At 36.2% G+C, this 26,183-nt stretch carries 14 protein-coding genes and 1 riboswitch; of the genes, 9 read left to right on the top strand and 5 right to left on the bottom strand.

The window, feature by feature from the left end:
• The first annotated feature begins 158 nt into the window (after positions 1–158).
• The 3 genes from VB796_RS17355 (at position 159) to VB796_RS17345 (ending at position 4,720) form a co-directional block, all read left to right on the top strand.
• Positions 159–2,810, top strand: a complete 2,652-nt coding sequence (locus VB796_RS17355; RefSeq protein ID WP_323347840.1) for an alpha-L-rhamnosidase — start codon at positions 159–161, stop codon at positions 2,808–2,810.
• A 178-nt stretch (positions 2,811–2,988) separates the two neighbouring features.
• A complete protein-coding gene (locus tag VB796_RS17350; RefSeq protein WP_323347839.1) occupies positions 2,989–4,032 on the top strand; it encodes a sensor histidine kinase in 1,044 nt (347 codons plus the stop codon).
• Positions 4,022–4,720, top strand: a complete 699-nt coding sequence (locus VB796_RS17345) for a LytTR family DNA-binding domain-containing protein (protein WP_323347838.1) — start codon at positions 4,022–4,024, stop codon at positions 4,718–4,720. The genes VB796_RS17350 and VB796_RS17345 overlap by 11 nt, the downstream gene beginning before the upstream one ends.
• A gap of 8 nt (positions 4,721–4,728) precedes the next feature.
• On the opposite strand, the gene VB796_RS17340 is transcribed toward VB796_RS17345, so the two are convergent.
• Entirely contained in the window at positions 4,729–4,950 is a 222-nt protein-coding gene (locus VB796_RS17340) for a hypothetical protein (protein WP_323347837.1), read from the bottom strand.
• Between the two features lie 166 nt (positions 4,951–5,116).
• Here VB796_RS17340 and VB796_RS17335 point away from each other — a divergent pair, with 166 nt between their 5' ends.
• From VB796_RS17335 to VB796_RS17315, 5 genes are all read left to right on the top strand, one after another.
• The gene (locus tag VB796_RS17335) at positions 5,117–7,741 is read left to right on the top strand and encodes a TonB-dependent receptor domain-containing protein (RefSeq protein ID WP_323347836.1); all 2,625 of its coding nucleotides are present in this window, start codon (positions 5,117–5,119) and stop codon (positions 7,739–7,741) included.
• Positions 7,742–8,229: 488 nt separating this feature from the next.
• Entirely contained in the window at positions 8,230–8,796 is a 567-nt protein-coding gene (locus VB796_RS17330) for a sigma-70 family RNA polymerase sigma factor (RefSeq protein ID WP_323347835.1), read from the top strand.
• A gap of 341 nt (positions 8,797–9,137) precedes the next feature.
• Positions 9,138–10,208, top strand: a complete 1,071-nt coding sequence (locus VB796_RS17325; protein ID WP_323347834.1) for a FecR family protein — start codon at positions 9,138–9,140, stop codon at positions 10,206–10,208.
• Positions 10,209–10,431: 223 nt separating this feature from the next.
• The gene (locus tag VB796_RS17320; RefSeq protein WP_323347833.1) at positions 10,432–13,641 is read left to right on the top strand and encodes a TonB-dependent receptor domain-containing protein; all 3,210 of its coding nucleotides are present in this window, start codon (positions 10,432–10,434) and stop codon (positions 13,639–13,641) included.
• Between the two features lie 23 nt (positions 13,642–13,664).
• Positions 13,665–16,937 carry a glycosyl hydrolase gene (locus VB796_RS17315; RefSeq protein WP_323347832.1) on the top strand — a complete coding sequence of 1,091 codons (3,273 nt, stop codon included), beginning with the start codon at positions 13,665–13,667 and terminating at the stop codon, positions 16,935–16,937.
• 270 nt (positions 16,938–17,207) lie between these two features.
• On the opposite strand, the gene VB796_RS17310 is transcribed toward VB796_RS17315, so the two are convergent.
• Entirely contained in the window at positions 17,208–19,814 is a 2,607-nt protein-coding gene (locus VB796_RS17310) for a carbohydrate-binding domain-containing protein (protein ID WP_323347831.1), read from the bottom strand.
• A 468-nt stretch (positions 19,815–20,282) separates the two neighbouring features.
• Positions 20,283–20,483: riboswitch (cobalamin riboswitch) on the top strand.
• Positions 20,484–20,651: 168 nt separating this feature from the next.
• Between VB796_RS17310 and metE the strand changes: the two genes are divergently transcribed.
• Positions 20,652–22,976: a 5-methyltetrahydropteroyltriglutamate--homocysteine S-methyltransferase gene (metE, locus tag VB796_RS17305; protein ID WP_323347830.1), complete on the top strand. Its 2,325-nt coding sequence runs from the start codon at positions 20,652–20,654 to the stop codon at positions 22,974–22,976.
• A gap of 125 nt (positions 22,977–23,101) precedes the next feature.
• Here metE and moeB read toward each other — a convergent pair whose 3' ends face one another.
• The 3 genes from moeB to VB796_RS17290 all read right to left on the bottom strand — a co-directional run bounded on the left by moeB (position 23,102) and on the right by VB796_RS17290 (position 26,128).
• A complete protein-coding gene (gene moeB / locus VB796_RS17300; RefSeq protein ID WP_323347829.1) occupies positions 23,102–24,154 on the bottom strand; it encodes a molybdopterin-synthase adenylyltransferase MoeB in 1,053 nt (350 codons plus the stop codon).
• Between the two features lie 100 nt (positions 24,155–24,254).
• Positions 24,255–25,364 (bottom strand): 2-iminoacetate synthase ThiH, encoded by a 1,110-nt coding sequence (gene thiH, locus VB796_RS17295; RefSeq protein WP_323347828.1) that lies wholly within the window; start codon positions 25,362–25,364, stop codon positions 24,255–24,257.
• 2 nt (positions 25,365–25,366) lie between these two features.
• Positions 25,367–26,128 (bottom strand): thiazole synthase, encoded by a 762-nt coding sequence (locus VB796_RS17290; protein WP_323347827.1) that lies wholly within the window; start codon positions 26,126–26,128, stop codon positions 25,367–25,369.
• Positions 26,129–26,183: the final 55 nt, after the last annotated feature.

Genomic DNA, 26,183 nt, shown 5'->3' with positions numbered 1-26,183 from the left:
TCTACTTATCAAAACCCTTAAAATCACCTACAAAGGAGAATAGTATCTAAAAATTCATTCGGTAATTTGCCAATACTTTCATTAACTTATCCTCATAAAAAACGATGAACCTCAAACCTTTCTCTATTTGTCTATTCATAATATGTACTTTTTGTCTGTTGAATCAACTTATTTTAGGCAATACGCCTTGTAAAGTCACGGCTTTAAGATGTGAATATTTAGCTAATCCTTTAGGAATTGATGCCACTTCGCCACGTTTTACTTGGCAGTTGGCGGATATTCGACAAGGGGCAAAGCAAAAAGCATATCAGATTTCGGTCAATACTGATTCGATGGCTTTGAGCAAAGGCACGGGTAATGAATGGAATTCTGGTCAAAAAAATACTTCACAAACTTTGGTGAGTTATCAAGGTAAATCTTTGCAAGCCTTTACCAAATACTTTTGGCGGGTGAAAATTTGGGATAAAGATGGACAAATTGTACAATCTGAAATAGCGACTTTTGAAACGGGCATGATGAACATGGGCAATTGGCAAGGTGCTTGGATTAGTGATTCGAGGGATGTAAATATTAAACCTGCTCCTTATTTTAGAAAGGCTTTTCAGACCAATAAGCAAATCGTTTCGGCACGGGCTTACATTGCCGTTGCGGGTTTGTACGAACTGTATATTAATGGTGAAAAAATCAGTAATCACCGCCTCGACCCAATGTACACTCGTTTTGATAGACGTACTTTATATGTTACGCACGATGTCACGAAGCAATTACAAACGGGCAAAAATGCCATTGGCGTACTCTTGGGCAATGGTTGGTACAATCATCAATCAACTGCCGTTTGGTATTTTCACGAAGCTCCTTGGCGTGGTCGTCCCACTTTTTGCATGGATATTCGGGTAAAATATACCGATGGAACAAGCGAAGTAATTGCTTCGGGTAAAGACTGGAAAACGGCTTTAAGTCCAATAATATTCAATAGCATTTACACCGCAGAACATTACGATGCCCGACTGGAACAAGCTGATTGGAACAAAGCTAATTTTGATGATAAAAACTGGAAAGATGTTATTTTCAGAACTGCTCCTTCTAATAATATCGTGGCTCAGGCTCTACAACCAATTAGAAATGTGGAAGAAATTTCGAGTAAAAGTTTGAATAAAATCAATGACACTACTTTCGTTTTTGACTTAGGCAGAAACATTTCAGGCGTAAGTAAAATCAAGGTTTCGGGCAAAGCAGGAACGATTTTACGCTTAAAACACGCTGAAAGATTATATCCAAACGGCAGGGCAGATTTATCGAATATTGATGTCCATTATCGTCCGACGGATGATAAAGACCCTTTTCAAACGGACATTATTACACTTTCGGGAAGGGGAGAAGAAAGTTTCATGCCACATTTTAATTATAAAGGTTTTCAGTATGTAGAAGTGACGAGTTCAGAGCCAATTGAACTGAAAAAGGAAAGTCTTTCGGGCTATTTTATGCACAGCGATGTCCCTGCGGTGGGGAAAGTAAATACATCAAATCCGACGATAAATAAAATCTGGACGGCAACTAATAATGCGTATTTATCAAATTTATTTGGCTACCCAACCGACTGTCCGCAAAGAGAGAAAAATGGTTGGACAGGCGATGCTCATATCGCCAGCGAAACAGGTTTGTATAATTTTGACGGCATTACTATTTACGAAAAATGGCTCGCCGACCACCGTGACGAGCAACAAACCAATGGCGTTTTGCCGTCCATTATTCCTACCGATGGTTGGGGTTATGAATGGGGAAATGGCCCAGACTGGACAAGTACCATTGCTATTATTCCTTGGAATATTTATTTGTTTTATGGCGACACCAAAATTTTGTCAGACAATTATGAAAACCTCAAACGTTATGTCAATCATATTGAGTCCATTAGCCCAAATGGATTAACTACTTGGGGATTAGGCGATTGGGTTCCTGTAAAATCAAAAACACCCGTAGAATTAACGTCTTCCGCTTACTATTTTGTGGATGTCACCATTTTGGCAAAAACGGCAAAATTATTTGACAAAACCGCAGATTTTGAAAAATATTCAACTTTGGCAGAAAAGATAAAAACCGCTTTCAACAACAAATATTTTAACAAAACAACGGGGATTTATGGAAGCGGATTCCAGACGGAATTAAGCGTTCCCTTGTATTGGGGTTTAGTGCCAGAAGAATTTAAGGCTAAAGTTGCCAACAATTTAGCCAAACGAGTAGAGGCTGACAATAACCATTTGGATGTGGGATTATTAGGTACAAAAGCCATTTTGAATGCTTTAAGCGAGAACGGTTATGCAGATGTGGCCTATAAAATAGCTTCGCAAGAAACCTTTCCATCTTGGGGTTGGTGGATTGCCAACGGTGCAACAACACTTTTTGAAAACTGGCCAATTGATGCCAAAAGTGACATTTCGATGAATCATATTATGTTTGGCGAAATTGGAGCTTGGTTGTACAAAGGCATCGGGGGAATCAAGCCAGACGTTACACAGGCTGGGTTTAAAAATATCATTTTAGCCCCCAATTTTGTCGAAAATCTAAACGCTTTTGAGGCTTCGCATGATAGTCCACAAGGAAAAATTATTTCATCTTGGAAAAGGGAAGGAAAGAAGATTGTTTATAATATCACAATTCCAGCTAATGCAACGGCAACGGTAATATTAAATGTCAAGTTAAATCAGCACATTCAAAAGCAATATTTAGTAGAAGAAAAAAATACTTCACCCACACATAAACAATTAAAAATCAATACATTAACTTCAGGAAGTTATCAGTTTGAAATTCAATAATGTATCAATTATTTATGATGATGATGTTTTTTTGATAAACTAAAGGCGATTTTCAAACAATATTTTTGAATTGGCAATTAAAATTTGACATGGTATTTGATTGAGCATTGTAACAGAATTAACAATACATTTGTCATCAATTATCAAAAAAAATACGATGAGACAAAAACAAAATACAATGTTCACTTTAACCTTTGTTAAACAGTATTTATCACATCTCATCACTTGGCTGATATTGTTTCTTTTGCCTTTTATTGGCTATTTGTACGAGCCAAAAAAAATCAGTGATTTCAATTTTTACTTCGTCAAAACACACTTTCTGAACATTCTTTTTATTGCTACTTCATTTTATTTGAACATCTATTTTATTGCTCCAAAATATTTTTTCGATAAAAAACGGATAAAATTCACGGTTCTAATTTTCATACTTTTATCAATTTATATTTTCTTTAATTATCTAACCATTCATTTTAGTCCTGTCGAAGAATTCAAGCGGTTTGAGGAGCAAAATATATTTTTCATTCGCTTAGTTATTGGTCCCACCATCATCTTTTTATTATGTATTCTGACGAGTACCATGTTATTTCTCTATGAAGAACAAGCCAAGCAAAAGGAACTCAATAAACTGATAGAACTTGAAAAAACTGCCGCCGAACTGAGTATGCTAAAATTGCAGATTAGTCCCCATTTTTTGTTCAATACCCTCAATAATATTAGATGGTTAATCAGAAAAAAATCAGATTTATCGGAGGAATCAGTCATGAAACTTTCCGAAATTCTGAGATATATTTTGTACGAAGTGGAAGGCAATAAAGTGGAATTTAGCCGAGAAATGGAACATTTGAAGAATTTTATTGAATTACAAACGCTTCGTTTACCAATAGAAGGCAATGTAGTTTTTAAGGTAGATGAAAACATCAATAATTTTTTAATTGAACCTTTACTTTTTATTCATTTTGTTGAAAATGCCTTTAAATATGGCATTGACAGCAAAAATGCTCCCGATATAGCATTTGAATTTTTAAAAACCCCCAAAGGAATTTTGTTTAATTCCAAGAATAAAATTCTTTTAAAACAAACCACAATACATCATGAAGGAATAGGACTGACCAACATTCAGAGACGATTAGAATTACTCTATCCCAATCGTCATGAACTGACTATCAATCAGATAGACGATTATTTTCAAGTAAAACTTAAACTTATTTTAGATGAAAATTAGGTGTATTTTAATCGACGATGAACCCTTTGCTTTAAATATTTTGGAAGACGATTTATTGGACTTTGCCCATGTAGAAATTCTTGAAAAATTTAATAGCCCGATGGAAGTGCCTGATTTTTTACAAAAAAATGAGGTCGATTTGATATTTTCGGACATTCAAATGCCCGAAATGCTTGGAACGCAGTTCATTAAAAACTTAGAAAAACCTCCGTTAGTCATTTTCACCACGGCTTTTCATCAATACGCTTTAGAAGGTTTTGAGTTAAATGCAGTTGATTATTTGATGAAACCAATTCGAAAAGAAAGATTGGCAATTGCCCTAAAAAAAGTAGAAGACCAACTCACTCTTCGTGAAAAACTTAATGAGGAAAATGAAGAAAGCTCTATTTTAATTAACGTTGAATATCAGAAAGTTAAACTACTTTTTAACGAAATTATTTATATCGAAGGGCTAAAAGATTACGTCAAAATTTATCTAACCGACAGAGTTCATCCACTCATGACTCGAAGCAATTTGAGAGGAATGGAGAGTAAATTGCCCGAAAAATATTTTACCCGAATTCACAATTCATACATTATCAATAAACAAAAAATTACAGGATTTCATCAATCAAAAGTTTCATTATCAACAGTAGAATTGCCCGTTGGCAAAAAATATGTAGATAGCATAAAAGCTCTTTCTGAATAGATTATTGGTTACTGGAAATTAGTTCTACTTTGGTACTCTTGAAAAAAGCCGTAGGCTTGCCCCATCTTTTCACCCCGAAATTCATTTCGGGGTGAAAATGACCAAAAACCTTTCAATATTCCTTTTCTTTTCCCCGAAATAAATTTCGGGGCTACAAAATCTCCCGAGCCTACGGCTCTTTTAGGACAAATTTTTAAAATGCCAAAATAGAATTGGTTATTGGTAGTCAAACTTATTTCTATTTCTCCTCATTACGCTCCCTGAATCCTCACAGATATACACTTGCTATTCATTGCTATACAAATGGTTGATTGAATCAATCTTCTTTTACACCTTTGACCCAAGTTTTTGATTCTGATAATCAATCGACTTCGTTCAATTAAAAATAAATACATAATGAAAATTTTACTCTCTGCTCTATTGGCAGCATTTATTTCGTTCACAAGTGTTGCCCAAATGCCTTTTGGAGCTCCTGCCAAAGGAGGAAAAGCCCCAGAAATGAACTTCGGAAAGGTTTTCGGAAAAATCGTTGACGAACAAGGAAAACCCGTTGAATTTGCTTCGGTTGTCCTTTTAAAAACAGTTCAAGATACTGCCACAAAGCAAAATAAAGATATTTTAGTAAAAGCAGTTCAAGCAGAAATGAATGGTGAATTTAGCTTTAAAGACTTGCCTGTTATGGGACGTTTGAAGCTGAAAATCAGTTCAGTAGGTTATAAAAACCTTGAAATGCCGATTGCTTTTCAGTTTCCTAAAATGGATGGAAGTTTTACGCCACCAAAACCTGGTCAACAACCAGACCCTGCTATGATTGCTAAATTTATGGCTGGTTTCGAGAAGGATTTAGGTAAACTAAAACTTGATACGGATAGCAAAATTTTAGATGCAGTAGTGGTAAAAGCGACCAAAGCACTCGTGGAAATGGATATTGATAAAAAAACATTCAATGTTGATAAAAATATCGTAACTGCTGGTGGAACTGCCGTTGATGTGATGCGAAATATTCCTTCGGTACAAGTGGATATTGATGGAAATGTGAAAGTTAGAAATGCGGCTCCAACGGTATTTATTGACGGAAGACCAACCACGCTTTCTTTAGACCAAATTCCTGCGGATGTGATTGAAAAAGTTGAGGTAATTACCAATCCCTCAGCCAAATACGATGCTTCTGGCAGTATGGCGGGTATTATCAACGTGGTTTTGAAGAAAAATAAACGCAATGGTTATAACGGTTTTGTCAATGCAGGAGCTGACCGTTTTGGCGGTTCAAATGTGATGGGAAGTTTTAATCTTCAACAAAAGAAAGTAAACCTTTCATTGATGATTATGAACTTCAATATGAGAAATAATACGAATGGATATAGCGAAAGAACAAGTACAATTGGCGGAGTAAATGCTAATGTTTACCAAGATATTGAAAGCAAAACAAAAGGTTCAATGACGTTTTCAAGATTGGGTTTAGACTATAATTTGACTAATAAAACAAGTTTATCAATGGCAGGAATTTTTGGAAGTGGAAAATTCTCTCCTTCAGAAGACATTGATATTCAGAACACTACAAACGGATTTACCAGTTATAGCAATCGTATTTCTGCTTCAGAACGTAGCTTTAAACCAAGAGGTGGGCAATTGGGTTTAAAACATTCTTTTGCTAAGTCAGGCGAAGAATTAACTGTTGACCTAACTTATTTTGGAGGTACAAACAAAAATGATGGTTTGTATTCAACCAATTATCTAAATGGAACGCAAATTACAGGAACACAAATTCAGAAAAATATCGGTTCGGGAGATAATAAATTTATGACGTTTCAGACTGATTATGTGAAGCCTCTAAAAAATGAAATAACCCTCGAAACAGGTCTAAGATTTCAGCTTAATGAACTGTCAAACATCAACGATAACAGTTTGAAAGCGGTAGGAAGTGACACTTACAAAAATATTACTTCGGCATCTACCAATTACGAAAGTACAAACAATGTATATGCTGCTTATATTTCAGTAGCAGGAAAAGTGAAAAAGTTGTTTTCGTACAAAGTGGGTTTAAGAGGTGAAAGTTCTGCTTATGACGGAAAATTATTGAATACGGGCGAAAAATTCAGCAATAATTATCCAATAAGTTTGTTCCCATCAGTGTTTTTGAGCAAAAACTTAACCCAAAGCGACCAAATTCAATTGAGTGTAACTCGTAGAGTAAATCGTCCGAATTTCTTTCAATTAATTCCTTTTGTAGATTACAGTGATAGTTTAAATATTACACGTGGTAATGCCGATTTAGTACCAGAATTTACCACCTCAAGTGAGTTTTCATATAGCAAAACCAAAGGTTCAGCTACGTTTCTAACTTCGGTTTATTATAAGCACACAAACAACCTGATAACCAGATATTTGAATCAAGAAGTTAATCCAATTAGTGGTAAACTTGACCTTATTAATACGTACATCAATGCTAATTCAAGTATTAATTACGGAGCAGAATTTACCTATACTAACAAGATTGTAAAATGGTGGGATTTAACGGCAAATGTCAACTTTTATAATTCAAAAATTAACATTGATAATATCGACAAAATATCATCAACGGAGGCTCTTTGGACAGTTTTTGGAAAGTTAAATAATAACATTAGTCTTCCTAAAAAATGGGTCATTCAACTTTCTGGCGACTATCAAGGTAAAACAAATTTACCTATAACACAAAATCAAGGAATGGGTGGCCCACCAATGAACCAAGCTCAAAGTTCATCACAGGGGTATATTAAACCGTTTTATGGTTTCGACGTAGCAGTTAAAAAGACATTCTTGAAAAATGATTTAGCATCAATTACGCTTTCGGTTAATGATATTTTCAAAACCAGAGGAAATACTCAAGTATCAACGGGTGAGGGCTTTACACAGACTTATTATAGAATATCAAATCCACAAATTGTTCGTTTGAATCTTTCGTTCCGTTTTGGTAAAATGGATATGAGTTCACTCAAGAAAAGCAGTAATTCTTCAAGCATGGAAGGAATGCAAATGCAGTAATATTGAATTACAAATTTAAAATAAAAGAGCAGGCATAGTGTCTGCTCTTTTATTTTAAATCCGATGAACAGCGAAATTTATACTAATTATAAAAAGATACAGAACTTTAAACTATTTGTCGCAGAATAAAATTAGCCCACGGATAGAACAGATAAAACAGATTTACACTGATTTTTCTTTAAATTTATCCGTGTAAATCCGTTGAATCAGTACAATCTGTGGTCTAATTTTATTCTGCGACAAATTGTAGATAGTTCCGTTGTTTTTCTTGTGACAAACTCATTATAATTCCGAAAATATATTGCTTATCCGAGTGACATTATTCAACACAAAAGATGTTTTTGAGGTTTGTGACTAAATTTTAGAATTAAGTAAAATAGTAATAATCAGTTACTATTTTTGTATTTTCCATGATAGTACATGAGTGTCAATCAGTAGAAATTGTATTTTTTTGTTGTAAAATAATAAAAAAGCTATTTTAGAGTACAATGTTTCAGGTAATTAAAGATATAGAAATTTGGGAATCCTTCAGAAACGGTGACGAAGATGCCTATTCTATAATTTATCGTGAACATATTAGTGCCATGTACCGATATGGCATGAGCCTTTCTTCATTATCCGAATATTTCGTTTTTGATTGTATTCATGACGTTTTTACAGAAATTTGGGCGAAACGTAAAACCATAACCACACCTACAAATATCCGTTCTTACTTGTTGAAAGCGTTAAAAAACCGAATGCAAAATCAAATTTTACGTCGAGAAAGTAAGTTTTTACCTATTAAAGATGGAGAATTTGATGAATTATGGGAAGATTCAATTTCAGATGAAATGGCATTTTTCAATAATTATGGTTTTTCAAAAGAAGAATTAGTCAATAAACTTATCGCACAATTACCCCCACGTCAGCAAGAAGCCCTTCGTCTTCGTTTTGTAGAAGAATTAGAATACAGTGAAGTTGCCAATGTGATGAGTATCAACCGCCAATCTGCTCAAAATTTGGTTGTTAGAGCTGTTGAAAAACTCCGTAAAACTTTCCCTTCGTTTAATTTATAAGCTCGAATTTTCTTTTAGAAGCTGTTTATGTTAATTTTTTGAACGTGAAAATGATAAGTTTTTGAGTGAAAATCATTCATAAAATTTAAGCATAACAGCGTTACGTTTCAATTTTATGAATGATTTGTAGCCTAAAAATTACTTTTTTTAACTCGAATAAATTAACCTAAACAGCTTCTTACTTAACAATGATACAAAATCAGGTTATGCTTGATTAATGGTGAGTTATAATACTAAACCCCAATACCTACTTATTTATAATTATTTCAATATTATTTAAAATTTTAGTGAGTATATAACCTCATACTGCGTGTCTTAACATCAAAGAATAAATTTTCAGAATGGAAAAAGACTATACAAAATATGCCGTATCAGATTTTCTGACTGATGATGAGTTTGTTGGACAACACCTAAAACCGACAAGCCTATCAGTGAATTTCTGGACTAAATGGCAGGCTCATCATTTAGACACCGCTTATACAGAAGCAGTTAGCATTCTTGAGTCAATTCGTTTAGGATTAAGCAGTTATGAAAATAATGAAATAACCGAAGACACTAAATCTTTCATTTTCAATAAAATAAAAGAAACCAATAGAAAGAAAAACATCTTCCAGTTTTCTAAATACCCAACACATTGGTTGGGTGTAGCGGCGGCTGTCATATTGGTTTGTTTAACTGTTTTTTTAACACATAAAACATCTTCCTACAATTCAAATTTAGCTGAATTGAAACAAGACGTTATCGAAAAAGAGAATCAACATAGAGAGGCTATTTTGGTACATTTACCCGATGGCTCGGCAGTAAAATTGGCTCCTAAAAGTAAAATTTCATATCCTGCCAATTTTGATAAAGATAAAAGAGTCGTTATTCTATTGGGAGAAGCAACTTTTGACATTGCCAAAGACGTATCCAGACCATTTTTGGTGTATGCTAATGAAGTAACAACAAAAGTTTTGGGAACACGCTTTAATGTAAAAGCTTATGAAAGTATGAAAGACATTGTGGTGTCGGTTGAAGAAGGCAAAGTAAGCGTTTATAAAAACAAGAAAAAGACCATTCACGAAAACGAATTAACAGGTGTGATTTTATTGCCCAATCAGCAGGCTATTTTTGACCGTGAATCTGACCAATACAACAAAAAACTTATTCAAAAACCAACTATTATCAATGCCAATCCAATCAGTTTTTCCTTTAATGAAACACCAATTGAAGAGGTTTTTAAAAGAATTGAAATAGCGTATGGAATTGATATAGAATTTGATGAAGGTTTGCTTCACGGCTGCCAAGTTACAGGAACATTCGACAATGAGAGCCTTTTTCAGAAACTCGACATTATTACAAAAATTATTGGAGGGTCTTATGAAGTAGTGGAAGGAAAAATTTTGATAAACTCAGTCGGTTGTCGAGAATAAATGAAATTTCAATTAAAAATATAATTTACAAACAAACCTATCAACTACCTTAAAATCTTCGAGGTATGATATAAATAAAAATCATTCCTATTTCTAAAAAAGCCAATGGTTCTCGAACAACCATTGGCGATGAAAGTCCCCAAAAATCAAAACAACCAAAATTTGGTTGAAGGGGATTGTTGTGTTCAAAATTTCTCAAAAATCAAACAAAACAATCAAAAGTATGAAAAAAAATCATGATTTAATCATCCAATGTATGAAAATTTCGTTGGTACAAATTCTCTTGGCTATCAATTTTGTAGCCTTTGGTTTTGCAAAAAATGCTGAAGCACAAGAGATTCTTAACCGAAAAATTAGTATTGAAGCGAATGACGAAAAATTAAAAAATATACTCATTCAAATTGAAAAAACCGCTAATGTAAAATTCTTTTATAGTCCACAAGCTATTAAAGCTAACCAAAAAGTTTCTGTAAAATGTCTCAATGAAAGTATTTCCTATACGCTTAATAAATTATTTATGCCACTCAATATTGACTATCAATTGAGCGGCAATCAGATTATTCTAAAGCAAAAGGAACAAATAATAAAACCTATCGAAATTTGGAAAATGAGCGATATAGAGTTTAATTCCAAACTCTCTGTTAAACAAAACATTACTGGTGTTGTAGTCAGTGAAAAAGGGGAATCTTTACCAGGGGTAAGTATCCAAATAAAAGGAACACAACAAGGTACAAGAACTGATTTGGACGGTCGATTTTCCATTGAAGTTCCCAACGAAAACGCCGTTCTTATTTTCTCTTTTATCGGTTATGTTTCACAAGAAATTAAAGTTGGGAATCAAGCTACAATTAAACTTACGTTGGTAGAAGACATTGCTTCTCTGGACGAAGTAGTGGTAACAGGCGTATTCGACAAACGTACTCGTATGGAATCATCTGTTGCCATTTCGGTACTGAATACCAAGCAATTACAAATGTCTGCCCCTCTAAGTGCGGCTGATTTATTGAAAAACATTCCTGGTATTTATGTCAATTCATCATTAGGTGAAATCCGTAATACCGTTTATTCTCGTGGCGTATCGGTAGGTTCAAATGATGGAGCTTCGGGATATTATTATATTTCGATGCAAGAAGACGGACTACCTGTTACCAATGCAACTTTCGGAAATTATGGGCCTGATTATTACCTTCGTTCAGATGCAACCTTGGGAAGATTAGAGGCTGTGCGTGGTGGTACGGCTTCTATTTTGGGAAATAATGCACCAGGTGGAATTTTCAATTATGTTTCTAAAACAGGCAAAAAAACATTTGAAGGCGAAATTCGTACAAAATATGGTTTAGAAGGCGACGGTATCAATCCATACTACAGAGTTGATGCAAATATTGGTGGCCCACTAAATAAAGACAAATCTTTAACATACAATATTGGTGGATTTTGGAGACAAGCTGACGGTGCAAGATACCCTGGCTATCCGATGAATAATGGCGGACAGATTAAGGCAAATATTGTAAAACAATTGAAAGGCGGTTCATTAAAGTTCTATGCAAAATTTTTGAATGATAAAAATGCGTGGTTTGAGTTTTTACCGACCATTGGTTTTACCGACCCTCAATTGCCCGCAGGTGTCAGCCAAACTAATTCAGTGTTGATTCCACCCGTTACGGCAGATGTTAGGGTCAACCAAACTAATGAAACTGTTCATTTTGATTCACGAGATAAAATTCATTCAAAGGATTTGTCGATAGGATTTAATTTTGACAAAACATTTGGCGATGGTTGGACTTTTGATAACAAAATGCGATACTCAGATAAAACTTCGCTTTGGAATACTACTGCGGTTGCTTATCCCTTTGCAGTAGATAATATCGTTTGGTATGCCATTGCAGGACAAATTGGACAATTTGGCAATTATTCGTTCAAAGATTTATCAACAGGTACTGAATTGGCGAATATTACACAAGCTCCCAATATCATTAACGGTCAGTTTGCAGGCTTTAATTTTACGGTAAATAAAAGTAATTTACCTGGTGCTTCTGTTCAGAAAAACTCTGTCTTATTCAACCCGCTCTTTTATCAAAACAATAATATGAAAGAGTTTATTGAGCAATTTTCTTTGACAAAACGCATCAAAGATATGAGTTTTACCTTCGGTGGTTTTTATGCTAATTCGAGTTTACATAGACTTTCAGGAACAGGAATTGGCGTGATGTATAGCCAAATGACCGCACCAAGACCAACGCCAACGCTTATTTCATATACAGGTTTTGATGGAAAAACGTATCAATTAACCAATGCTGATGGAGTAGTAGGTGGCAGCGGTAGAAGTGCTGCATTCAATATAATTGATGCGACCCAAAATAATGCAGCTTTATTTTTTGGTCATAATTGGCAAATGAATGAAAAATTAAATTTTGATTGGGGGCTTCGCTACGAAAATGTTGGTGTAGCAGGAACAAACCAAATTGCTTCAACTGTGGCACTGACGAATGGTGGTACAGACGGAAATCCATTAACATTATACGATAATAGTGAAGGTAAAATTACAAATACTTATACCTACGACAAGACAGTGAGTACCTTTTCGTATTCAGCGGGTTTAAACTATAAAATAACAGATAGTTACGCTATTTATGGGCGTTATTCAAATGGCAGTAAAGCCCCTGATATGGATGTATATGTAAACGTAAATTCAGATGCTACGCAGAAATTTTTAGACCCAATTGCTCAAAAAATTCAGCAAGTTGAATTAGGTTTTAAAACTAAAACAAGCAACGCTACTTTATTTATTACACCATTTTATAGTTTGTTGAATAACGTAGCTAATCAACAATCAGGACAAGAAACGGCTGATTTATCATCAATTTATGCCACACCTGTTTTGTATAATTCATTTGAAACTAAAGGAATTGAAATAGAAGGAAATCTTAATATTAACAAGCAATTATCTATCAAAGGAGTGGCAACTTTCCAAAAATCAACGGCAGTAAATTTCCGTTCTTGGATTTTGAATGCAAATGGAAAAACTGATGACCAAGTTTTAGATTTCTCTGGAAATGAAGCTGGTAATGTACCCCAAACGATGTTCAGAGTATCGCCAACTTATACAAATGATAAACTTTACGCTTCGTTAGACTGGACTTATATGGGGAGTCGCCAAGCCAATGTACCCAATGCTTTTAAATTACCTGCCTATACGCAAAGCAATTTATCTTTAGGTTACAATGTTTCTTCAAAAGTTTCATTACAAGGAAACATAAACAATATTTTTAATCAAAATGGCGTAATGGGCTGGTCGGCACCTGGTGGTTTTCCTGCTGCCCTCAACCGTGACGGTTTTACAAAAGCAATGCTTGAAGCCAACCCAAATGCCGTATATTCAACCGTGAGTATTCCACCAAGAGCGTACTTTTTGACGGTTAGTTATAAGTTTTAAGTACACGAGCAAAATAAATAAACATGAAAAAAACTAAAAAATCAATTTTAGTCTTGTGCATACTATCAAGTTTTGGTAGTTATGCACAAGATAAAAGTCAATTCCAAAGTCCGCCAAATTCGGCAAAACCACGTGTTTGGTGGCATTGGATGAACGGCAATATTTCCAAAGATGGTATCCAAAAAGATTTAGAATGGATGCAAAGAGTTGGTATTGGTGGTTTCCAAAACTTTGATGCCAACTTGATGACTCCTGTAATTGTGCCTAAAAAATTGGTTTTTATGCAACCTGATTGGAAGGATGCGTTTAAATTCACCACTGAATTGGCAGATAAAAAAGGACTTGAAATGGCAATTGCTGGCTCACCAGGGTGGAGCGTAACGGGAGGGCCTTGGGTTGAGCCTAAAGATGGCATGAAAAAATATGTTTTTACGGAAGCATTAGTAGAAGGCGGAAAAAAGCAAACGATTCAATTGCCTAAACTACCTGATGTTATCGGGAAATACGGCGATATTGAAACACATGGAGGCGGACTTATGGGTGGTTATGTTGGAGAAAAACCTCGTTTTTCAGCAGATGCTCTGGTTGTTGCTTATAAATTACCGAGCAACGAAAAACATTTATTAGACTTACAACCCAAAATGTCTAAAAGTGGGGGAGATTTTGACACCAAATTGATGCTCGACCACAATGCCAATACAACTTATCTTTTACCTCCGATGGAAGTAGGACAGGATATGTGGGTACAATATGAATTTGATTCACCTCAAACTTTCAAAGCGTTTGGGCTTGGAATGGGAGAAGCGGGCGAATTGTCTGAATTTAATGGCGGTCCTACCAATCGTAGTTTAAAAGTGAGTGATGATGGTGTGAATTTTAGAACGGTTGCTAAGGTTTCTAATACAACCTTGCCTTTTATCACGACACAAATTCCGACTACAACGGCTAAATATTGGCGTATTTGCTTTGAAACGCTCAAAGGAGAATTAAACCCTATCATGGCAATGATGGGCATGACAGGTGTTCCTAAGCCTTCAGGAACGAATATTTCGGAATTTGTACTTTTCAATACATCTCGTATCGACCAAGCCGAAGACAAAGCGGGTTTTTCAGCGTGGAAAGAAGATGGAAAATTGGCAGGAGCAAAAGACGTTGAGGCAATTCCGACGACAGATGTGATAGATTTAACAGGTAAAATGAATGTTGATGGAAGCCTTGAATGGGATGTTCCTGCGGGGAATTGGATGGTTGTTCGTTTTGGATATTCGCTTACGGGTCGCCAAAATCATCCTGCATCGCCAGAAGCGACGGGTTTGGAAGTGGATAAATTAGACAAAGAAGCCGTTAGAAAATACATCAATACGTATTTGGATATGTACAAAGATGCCACAGGTGGATTGATGGGTGCGAAGGGACTTCAATACATGATTTTGGATAGTTACGAAGCTGGACACATGAACTGGACGAAAGATTTTCCGCAAGCATTCAAGCAAAGACGTGGTTATGATATTATTTCATGGATTCCAGCATTGACAGGTAGAGTGGTAAGAAATCTTGAAGAAACTGAAAAATTCTTATGGGATTTTAGAAAAACCATAGGCGAAATGATTGCCGAAAATCATTACGACGTTATTGGCGAAGAATTACACAAACGTGGTATGAAACGCTATACAGAATCACATGAAAATGGACGTATTTATTTAGCCGACGGCATGGACGTAAAACGCAATGCAGATATTCCAATGTCTGCCATGTGGACTCCTGGAAGTTTAGCAGGTGGAAATGAAGAAGAAGCTCGCAGTGAAGGCGATATTAGAGAAGCGGCATCGGTTGCCAATATCTACGGACAAAACATTGTGGCGGCTGAATCTATGACTTCTATTCAAAATGCGTTTAGCTGGCATCCAGAAAAATTAAAACGTACTGCCGATATGGAAATGGCTTCGGGACTAAATCGTTTTGTGATTCATACCTCTGTGCATCAGCCACTTGACGACAGAAAGCCGGGATTCTCACTTGGACCTTTCGGACAATATTTTACTCGTCTGGAAACTTGGGCAGAAGCAGGTGGAAAGGCTTGGATGGGTTATTTAGGACGTAGTAGTTATATGCTTCAACAAGGTAAAAACGTAGCTGATATTCTTTATTATTATGGAGAAAATACCAATGTGACCTTAGTATGTAAAGATAAATTGCCCAATATTCCAGCGGGTTTTGAGTTTGATTTTGTCAATTCATCTGCACTGTTAAATGTCATTCAAGCGAAAGATGGAAAATTAGTTGCCAACAGCGGAAGTAGTTACAAGGTTTTGATGTTAGATGAATCAGCTAAATTTATGACTTTACCCGTGTTGAAAAAAATCAAAACTTTGGTAGATGCAGGGATAAAAGTAGTGGGTACAAAACCAGAAAAATCGCCAAGTTTAGCTGATAATGATGCTGATTTTCAAAAACTTGCGAATGAAATTTGGGCAAAACCAAATGTGACAGCCTTGCAGACGTTGCAGACAACGTCTCTACAACCAGACGTTATTATTTTGAATGCTAAAAACATAATCTTGTTCCGTCACCGTCAAACTGCTAATCAAGAAATTTATTGGTTAAATAATCGTGGAGCAGATGCTACCGATGCGGAAGTAAGTTTTAACGTAACAGGCAAAGTTCCTGAATTATGGAATGCACAAACTGGAAAAACCGAGAAAGTATCATACCAAATCAAAAATGGCAGAACTATTATTCCTTTAAAATTTGAATCTTGGGATGCCTTTTTTATTGTTTTCAGCGAAAAAACAACCGCTAATAGTTTCACGAATCCAACAAAAACAGAAAAGACTTTAGCACAAATTGCAACGCCTTGGAAGGTTGGTTTTAATGATAAAAATGTAACGTTCGACAAATTATCATCATGGTCGGAAAGTTCAGATAATGACATCAAATATTTCTCAGGAACAGCTACTTACGACAATACATTTAAAGTTGCTACTTTCGACAAATCAGCGAAATATGTCATTGATTTAGGCGACGTAAAAAACATTGCAGAAGTAATTGTAAACGGAAAAAATGTAGGTACTGCTTGGAAAAAACCATTCAATTTGGATATTTCAGAAGCCGTAAAAGCAGGTGAAAATACGATACAAGTTAAGGTTACAAATCTTTGGGTAAACCGCTTAATTGGCGATGCTCAACCTGATGCGAAAACCAAAAGCACTTTTACAACCATGCCGTTTTATAGAGGACAAGAACCTTTATTACCGTCGGGTTTAATTGGAGAAGTGAAAATTATGATTCTTAAATAAGGATTTTATATGAATTGAGTAAAACAAAAAGCGAAGGGTGAAAAATCATCCTTCGCTTTTTGTTTTACAATTTCGTCTACTGATTTATAGTCAATTTTTCTTAGAAGCTGTTTAGGTTAATTTTTTGAACGTGAAAATGATAAGTTTTTGAGTGAAAATCATTCATAAAATTTAAGCATAACAGCGTTACGTTTCAATTTTATGAATGATTTGTAGCCTAAAAATTACTTTTTTTAACTCGAATAAATTAACCTAAACAGCTTCTTAAATTTAGAAAGAAATTGCATTTACAGTAGCCGTCCCCGAAGTAGTAGGAGAGGACTTTAACGTTGCTCCTGTGTTAGAATATGTTCCGCCATTGTATAATCCCCATGCGGACGAATTTCCGAGAAAACTTCCACCAGTGTAAGTTCCACCGAAGTAAATTTTGTAAGCAGCACTTTTTGCTAAACTTGGATTGGAAAAATGGATAATACTTGTCGCAATTCTTGGTTTAAAAGTAACTAAATCTTTGCCTGAAGCATCCTCAATGTGAATAAGTGAAGATGTGGCAATTGAAGCACTTGATTTAATAAACATACTTACTTGAGTAGAAGCCGTTCCCATTGATTTAGTCATATTCGAATTTGGACCTCCAGCAATTAATACACCTCCGTTTACCAAAAAATTACCGTTAATATCTACGCTTTCATTCCCATTTACGATGGTTGTACCTCCTTTTAAAGTAAAGTTCCCATTGCTATCAATCGCATCTGAACCTGTTACAATCAAAACACCACCACTTACTGTTAATTGGCTGTTATCGTTTGATTCCGTTCCACCAGAAACTGTTCCGTAAGAAGTATTAATTCCATCATTCGAAGCGGTTAAATTGGTAACACCACCTGCAATGGTAATAATAATTGACTCCATTCCTTCATACGACTTTGTTACGTTGATAGTCCCATCATTCACTGTAATGGAAGTTCCTGATTTTAGTCCATCATCGGTTGCTGCAATATTTAGTTCACCACTATTCATGACGAATGCCCCGTCACTTTTAAAACCTTTTGCTTCACTCGTGAGTGTTGTACTATAAGTGTATTTAGCACCAGATGCAGTTATATTTGTTGTACCACCGCTAATCGTTGCAGTACCGTCAACACTAATACCTTTTGCTCCACTTCCTGAGCTATTTACGGTTATATTTCCACCCTTGATAGCCAAATTTTTATCACAATTAATGCCTGCTGGTGCTGCAATATCTAAATCAGCAGTTACATAATAGGCTGCTCCAGTGGTTGTAATTTTTATCGTTCCTGAAGTCAGCGTAAAATCTCCGCCTGTTTTTATTCCTTTAGAACCTTTCCCTGAAACCGTTAAAGTTATAGCGTCGGCAGTTCCAATTGTTGTGTAACTTTCACTTTTAATGGCATTACCTTTATCGCCTGTGGTTGTGACCGTTATTTTTCCTCCTTTTATTAAGACATAAGGCGTAATTGTGGCATCTGTGCCTTCATACGGAGCCGTTATTCCATCATCAACACTATTGACATTGATGGTTCCACCATTAATGGCTACGTAACCTTCTTCCGCCACAATACCATCACTTGAAGAAGTCACCGTAACTGTTCCTGTATTCATCAAGAAATAATCATTTGCGTGAATACCGTCTTTTAAAGAAGATTTTACTACAATATTGGCATCGTTAATTTCAATATAATCATCTGCTACAATGGCGTGTTTGCTATTTCCTGTTACATTTAAAGTACCAGTTCCCATAAAACTCAATTGTCCTTCGCTGAAAAAAGTACCTTTTTGGTCTTCGCTACTGGTAGCATAAGTTGCCCCATCAATCAAGGTATTGCTTGTTCCTGCTAAAACATTAATTGTACCCTTCTTTTTTGACTGACTATTAATGGCTGGGCCAGTGCTATTGGTCAAACTCACGCCTTTTAAAGTAATGTTATATTTATATTCACTGTAAATTTTGAAACTACCTTTTGAGGCAGTACCCGATAGTAGATATACGATTTCTTTGGTCGTATTGGTAGAAGTAACAGTAACGTCCGCACCACTTACTGCAACACTTACTCCAGAGGACTGATAAGGATTATTAATGGCAGCACTTGTTCCTGAATAGGCAATCACAACGGTATCTTTAGCAGCACTTGCCGTACCCGTAGAACCTACCGCAATGGCAAGCGTAACGGTACAACTTTGTCCGCCCAAACTCAAATTAAAAGTAGCCGTTCCTGCCGAAGTCGGCGTTCCTGCAATGGTATAAACTAAATTTCCTGCACCATTTGCTAACGTTCCTGCCGCTAAAGTTGCCGTAAGCCCTTCTACACCCGTTGAAGATGCCACCGAAACATCATAAGTTCCACCATTTCCACCTGTATAAGCCATTGTTACGGTGCCTGTGTATGCCGTTCCATTGGTACCAACGGCAGGAGCAACGGTACAAATTAAGGTAGAAATATTAGCTTTTGAAGCTACTACGGGCAATGATAACGTACAGCTTTGTCCACCTAAATCAATAGGAAAACTGGCAGTTCCAGCCGTTGCAGGTGTACCCGTAATCACAAAACTGGCAGTTCCGCTACCAGTTGCCAAAGTCCCCGCTGATAAAGTTGCCGTAAGCCCCGTTACTCCTGATGAAGCGACGGGCGTTCCTGCGGTATAAGCAACGCCATTGCCACCAGTATAAGGCACGCTGGCAATAGCAGTATAAGAAGCCCCGCTTGTAGCAGCAGCCGAAAATGTTGTACTTGAACAAGTAAGTGCAGTAATACTTCCTGTTTGAACTGCTGTTATTTCATCAGTCTTGCACGACTGGAAACTCAATATAAGGGTCAGCACGATGCTAACGACTACGAGACTTTTTTTAATCATCATCTTAATTTTAGAGAAAATGCCAAGAATAGCATGAATTAAATTTATACAGGGAAAAGAACCGATTATGTGTAATAATCTTTTGTTCTACTGAAAATGGGTATAACTTAATTACCCAAATACAACCACAATCGCCCCACTTAATAAAGGTATCTATTTCTATAAAATACACCGTTAGGATTTTACATATTGCTTCAAGATTAAATACTTGTTAAAAAATTGTTACGATAAATCTCAATTAGGCAAAAATCTACTTGGGCAATTATTAGTAGAAGATGAAAATATTAACAAACCTGACTTTAAATTTCTCATTTATCCAAAATGATAATTTATCTAACTAATCAATAATTTAAAGATAATATTTTAATAAAAAATCAACATAATAGATAAAATAACCATATATTTTACATTTTAAAGAATTTCAAAAATCATAAAACCTTCTATATTTACCTTTGCAATATCTCAAAAATACCCGTCAATCGGATAGTTGGTTTTTCTGTAAAGGGAAAATTAAAAAGGAATCGTGTGCGAATCACGAACAGTCGTGCTACTGTATTTAACCGTTTCAGTTTGAAACAAGTCAATCCCCACGTTGCCCATTGTTCCGAAAGAATGAGAAGGGCGGGAGAGATGTTATCAGTCAGGAGACTTGCCTTCTATCTCAATGATTATACGCTCACGAAAAGTGTGTAAGCCACGCATTGAACAATTTTTATTTCATTGAAACGATACCACAAGTTTGTCCGTTTGGATAACGTTGTTGGAAAAATCGTGTGCATACAACTTTAAATGACGGTTTGGGTGTCTTGAGTTTTTTTCACTTAAAAAAACAAAAAGACCATGATTACACACAATTTGGGTTATCCACGCATAGGTAACCAACGAGAATTGAAAAAAGGCTTGGAACAGTTTTGGGCAGGCAAAATTTCGGAAGAAGAATTACGTACCATTGGCAGTAAAATTCGTCAACAAAATTGGCAAACACAGGTGGATGCGGGTTTGAATTTAGTACCATCCAATGATTTTTCTTTTTATGACCATGTACTCGATACGTCGTTGATGTTAGGGGCAATTCCAGAAAGGTATCAAGTATTGGTTGACAATCAGCATAATTCTGAACTTGATGTATATTTTGCTATGGCGAGAGGTTTGCAAACCGAACAGGCGGATATTCAGGCCATGGAAATGACTAAATGGTTTGATACCAATTATCATTATATCGTTCCAGAATTCACTAAAAATCAAGACTTTAAGCGATTTTCAAATAAAGCCATTCAGAATTTTGAAGAGGCAAAATCTTTAGGAATTATTACAAAACCTGTCTTGGTTGGGCCAGTAACGTTTTTGTTATTAGGAAAAGAAAAGGAAGCAGGTTTTGAAAGGATTGATTTATTGGATAAAATTCTTCCTATTTATATTGAAATTTTACAGGAATTAGCTGCCAAAGGTGCTATTTGGGTACAGTTAGATGAACCATGCTTGACCTTAGATTTAACTGAAAATGAGATTATTGCGTTTCAGAAAGCCTACCAAACTATCAGAGAAAGTGTGCCTGCCTTAAAAATTCTCTTGGCAACCTATTTTGAGTGTTCTGGCGACAATATCAATTTGGCTACCAGCCTGCCTGTCAATTGTTTACATATTGATTTAGTCCGTTGCCCTGCTCAATTAGGTGATATTTTAACCCTGAAACATTTTGTGGATTCAGATAAATCTTTGTCGTTGGGTGTTGTGGATGGACGAAATATTTGGAAAACTGACTACAAAAAAGCCTTGAGTTTTATTCAAACGGCAAATGAGCAATTAGCTACCGATAGACTTTTGATTGCTCCTTCGTGTTCTCTTTTGCACGCTCCTTGCGACTTAGATTTGGAGAAAAACGAAACGGTTTTAACGCCAGAAATTAAAAGTTGGTTTGCTTTTGCTAAGCAAAAATTAACAGAAGTGGTTGCCTTAGGGAAAATTGCAGATTCAAAATATGACCTAAATATTTCATTAGCATTTGCTGAAAATCAAAGAGTTATTGAACATAGAAAAACTTCAGTTTTGATTCACAAACCATTTGTAAAACAACGAGTTGCGGAAATTACACCTACTGATTCGGTGCGTCAAAATCCTTTCCCTATTCGTCAGAAATTACAATTGAAAGCATTGCAATTACCTTTATTTCCAACTACAACGATTGGTTCTTTTCCGCAAACTGACGAAGTACGCAAGTTGAGAGCAGATTTGAAAAAAGGCGTAATTTCTCAAATTGAGTACGATAATTTTATTGAAAAGGAAATCGAAAAATCAATCATTTGGCAGGAAAAAATTGGCTTAGATGTGTTGGTTCACGGAGAATTTGAACGAAATGATATGGTTGAATACTTCGGAGAACAACTTTCTGGCTACGTTTTCACCCAAAATGGTTGGGTACAAAGTTATGGTAGCCGTTGTGTGAAACCGCCAATTATTTATGGTGATGTAGAACGAACGACTCCAATGACGGTTCGTTGGTCAAAATTTGCCCAGTCAAAAACCAATAAATTGATGAAAGGAATGTTGACAGGGCCAATCACTATTTTGCAATGGTCGTTTGTGAGAGATGACCAGCCACGTAGAACGACGGCTTTCCAAATTGCACTTGCCATCCGTGATGAAGTTTTGGATTTAGAAAATGCAGGAATCAAGGTTATTCAAATAGATGAACCTGCTATTCGTGAAGGCTTGCCTCTCAGAAAAGCCGATTGGGAAAATTACTTGCAATGGGCAACTGAAGCCTTCCGTTTGAGTGCCTCGAAAGTGAAAGATGTGACCCAAATCCATACGCACATGTGTTATTCTGAGTTCAACGATATTATCAAGCACATTGCCGATATGGATGCCGATGTGATAACAATAGAAACGTCTCGTTCGCAAATGGAATTGTTAGAAGCTTTTGTCAATTTCCAATATCCAAATGAAATTGGACCGGGCGTTTATGATATTCATTCGCCAAGAGTGCCAGAAGTGAACGAAATGGTAGAATTACTTGAAAAGGCATTAGTCAATATACCTGCACGAAATTTATGGGTAAATCCAGATTGTGGTTTAAAAACTCGTAAATGGGCAGAGACAGAAAAGGCTTTACAGAATATGATTTTAGCAACCCAAGAATTAAGAATAATGGCTTTGGCAGAATAAAACTTGACCGATTTTATAGCGACGAATTTTAATATAAGGTCGTTTCATTAAGCCGATTAAACATTCCGAAAGTTTAAAATTTTCGGAATGTTTTTCCAAAATGTCTTTGGATTAAAATCCGTCGCTTAAATACCTCCCTCCAAATGATAAAAATTCCCTTCAATGCCTTCTTTTGCCAATATTTCAAGGGCTTTTGCACTGCGTAATCCTGTTTGACAACAAAAAACAATGGGGTTTTGTAAAGCTAATTGAGCGATGCTTTCTAATAAATCATCCAACGGAATATTATCACCACCGATGTTATCTCGCTCAAATTCGTGCGGATTTCTTACATCTATTAATTGAAAATCTCGTGATTCATCTATCCAACTTTGTAGCGTTTCGGCATTAATATTTTGTGTTGAATCAGTTGGAAAATCGCCACAAAATTCTTGATAATCAATCAGTTTTGTAATCTCTTTATTGCTTTCAATGGCTTTGAATTTAATAATTTGAGAACGCATCGTGAGCATATCAAACAACAATAATTTACCGCTCAACACTTCGCCCGCTCCCGTAATAATTTTGATGGCTTCGGCGGCTTGCATCGTACCAATAATGCCTGCTAATGTACCAATTACGCCAATTTCGGAACAATTAGGCACGCTTCCTGCGGTGGGCGGTTCAGGATAAAGGCAACGGTAAGTTGGTCCATTTTGGTAATTAAATACCGAAATTTGTCCTTCAAATTTGAAAATTGAACCAGAAACAAAGGCTTTTTTCAAGATTACGCAAGCATCATTTACTAAATAACGGGTAGCAAAATTATCAGAGCCATCTATCACAAAATCATAGTTTTGGAAAATATCCAATACATTCGAAGAATGTAACATTACGGGATAAATTTCAATGTTTGTATCTGGATTTTGAGCTAAAAGATGGGCTTTCGCCACGACTACTTTTTGCTTATCTACGTCGGCAAGGGTATATAAAATTTGGCGTTGTAAATTAGAAATAGATACTACGTCGGCATCGACAATGCCAATATTTCCCACACCTGCCGCTACTAAATATTGCAAAATTGGGCAACCCAAACCGCCTGCCCCTATCACTAATACTCGGGCATCTATTAATTTTTGCTGACCTTCAACACCAATTTCGGGTAATATTATTTGTCGATTATAACGGTTTGTGTTCATTTCAAGTAGGACAGGTTTCAAACCTGTCAATTATTATGCTCTGGTGTCAGTTTCTCAAAACTGACACCACGTTACAAACAGGTTAAAACCTGTGTTACTATTAAAAAGCCATATCCCAATCTTTCCAAACGGGTTCATATCCTTGATTCTGAATCATTTTGGCAATTTCAGCAGGACTTCTTTCGTCACTAATTTCAAATTGTTCTAACGATTGTGGCTCAACTTTATAACCTCCAGGATTTGTTTTTGAGCCTGCACTCATCGCCGTAATCCCTAAATTTATTACATTATCTCTAAAAATTTCATTCTCTCTCGTTGAAATAGATAACTCCACTTCTTCATTAAAAATTCGATAAGCACAAATTAATTGTACCAACTCGGCATCCGACATCACTACTTTGGGTTCGAGTCCACCCGAAAAAGGGCGTAATCGAGGAAATGAAATGGAATATTTTGTTTTCCAAAATGTTTTTTCCAAATAATCGAGGTGCAAAGCCGTATAAAAACAGTCGGTTCGCCAATCTTCCAAACCTATCAAAACACCTAAACCCATTTTATGAATTTCCGCTTTCCCCAAACGTTCGGGCGTTTCTAACCGATACTGAAAATTAGATTTTTTACCCTTCGGATGATGCAATTTATAGTCTTCTTCGTGATACGTTTCTTGATAAACTAACACGGTATTTAATCCTTCGGCAATTAATTCAGTATAATCTGTTTCGTCCAAAGGCTGTACTTCCATCGAAATATGCGAAAAATACGGACGTATTAATTGAATTACTTTCTTCAAATACGGCACGCCAACGGTCTGATTTGCCTCGCCCGTTACCAATAAAACATGGTCGAAACCCATTGATTTTAATACCTCAACTTCGGCAATAACTTCTTGGTCGTTGAGGGTTTTTCGCTTGATTTTATTATCAAAACTAAAGCCACAATATGTACAAATATTTTGACATTCATTGGATAAATACAAAGGCACGTACATTTGAATCGTTTTGCCAAAGCGTTTTTGGGTAATCTGTTGGCTTTTTTGTGCCAATATTTCCAAAAATGGCATGGCAGCAGGCGAAATCAACGCCTTAAAATCCTCCAAATTACGTTTGGACGTTTGCAGAGCGTGTTGAACATCTTGGGCAGTTTTTGCCAAAATACTCTGTTTGACGCTGTCCCAAGAATGTTGCTGAAATAACGTTTGGAAAGAATTCATCGTTATAAATTTAAAAATGCCGTCAACGGACTACTCGCCACAGCGTGATTATTTAGGGGTGCTAATCTGGCTTCAAAAGCCATTCTACCTGCTTCTACTGCCATTTTGAAGGCAATTGCCATCGCAACGGGATTTTGTGCTACGGCAATTGCGGTATTTACCAACACGGCATCCGCTCCAATTTCCATTGCTTTGGCGGCATCCGAAGGCGACCCAATACCTGCATCCACAATAACAGGAACGTTACTTTGTTCGATTATTATCTCTAAAAAATCAATCGTTCGTAAGCCTTTATTACTCCCAATTGGCGAACCCAAAGGCATTACTGCCGCCACGCCTACGTCTTCCAAACGTTTGCACAAAACAGGGTCGGCGTGAATGTAAGGCAACACAACAAAACCCAATTTCACCAATTCTTCTGCCGCTTTTAGGGTTTCGATTGGGTCGGGTAAAAGGTATTTTGGGTCGGGATGAATTTCTAATTTTACCCAATTCGTTTGCATGGCTTCACGAGCCAATTGAGCGGCAAAAACGGCTTCTTTGGCATTTCTCACGCCCGAAGTATTGGGCAACCAATTGATATGGGGGTGGTTCAAATGAGTTAAAATATCATCGGCTGGATTTTGTAAATCTACCCGTTTGAGGGCAATCGTCACTAATTCCGAACCAGAGGCTAACAGACTTTCTTCCATCAAATCATTGGAACTAAATTTTCCTGTACCCGTAAAAAGTCTTGACGTAAATTCTTTATTGGCTATTTTCATTTTCAGTACGACAGGTTTCCAACCTGTCAAAAGGGTCTATTTGAGTACAACAGGT

It is taken from the genome of Arcicella sp. LKC2W, assembly GCF_034931005.1.
GTDB lineage: Bacteria > Bacteroidota > Bacteroidia > Cytophagales > Spirosomataceae > Arcicella.
This window is presented reverse-complemented; position numbering and strand designations above follow the sequence as displayed.

What these genes read in the sequence shown, in the direction of transcription:
- VB796_RS17345 (WP_323347838.1), top strand. Translation starts at nt 4,022, where the DNA reads ATGAAAATTAGGTGTATTTTAATCGACGATGAACCCTTTGCTTTAAAT.
- VB796_RS17315 (WP_323347832.1), top strand. Translation starts at nt 13,665, where the DNA reads ATGAAAAAAACTAAAAAATCAATTTTAGTCTTGTGCATACTATCAAGT.
- VB796_RS17310 (WP_323347831.1), bottom strand. Translation starts at nt 19,814, where the DNA reads ATGATGATTAAAAAAAGTCTCGTAGTCGTTAGCATCGTGCTGACCCTT.
- VB796_RS17330 (WP_323347835.1), top strand. Translation starts at nt 8,230, where the DNA reads ATGTTTCAGGTAATTAAAGATATAGAAATTTGGGAATCCTTCAGAAAC.
- VB796_RS17290 (WP_323347827.1), bottom strand. Translation starts at nt 26,128, where the DNA reads ATGAAAATAGCCAATAAAGAATTTACGTCAAGACTTTTTACGGGTACA.
- thiH (WP_323347828.1), bottom strand. Translation starts at nt 25,364, where the DNA reads ATGAATTCTTTCCAAACGTTATTTCAGCAACATTCTTGGGACAGCGTC.
- metE (WP_323347830.1), top strand. Translation starts at nt 20,652, where the DNA reads ATGATTACACACAATTTGGGTTATCCACGCATAGGTAACCAACGAGAA.
- VB796_RS17335 (WP_323347836.1), top strand. Translation starts at nt 5,117, where the DNA reads ATGAAAATTTTACTCTCTGCTCTATTGGCAGCATTTATTTCGTTCACA.
- VB796_RS17350 (WP_323347839.1), top strand. Translation starts at nt 2,989, where the DNA reads ATGTTCACTTTAACCTTTGTTAAACAGTATTTATCACATCTCATCACT.
- VB796_RS17325 (WP_323347834.1), top strand. Translation starts at nt 9,138, where the DNA reads ATGGAAAAAGACTATACAAAATATGCCGTATCAGATTTTCTGACTGAT.
- VB796_RS17320 (WP_323347833.1), top strand. Translation starts at nt 10,432, where the DNA reads ATGAAAAAAAATCATGATTTAATCATCCAATGTATGAAAATTTCGTTG.
- moeB (WP_323347829.1), bottom strand. Translation starts at nt 24,154, where the DNA reads ATGAACACAAACCGTTATAATCGACAAATAATATTACCCGAAATTGGT.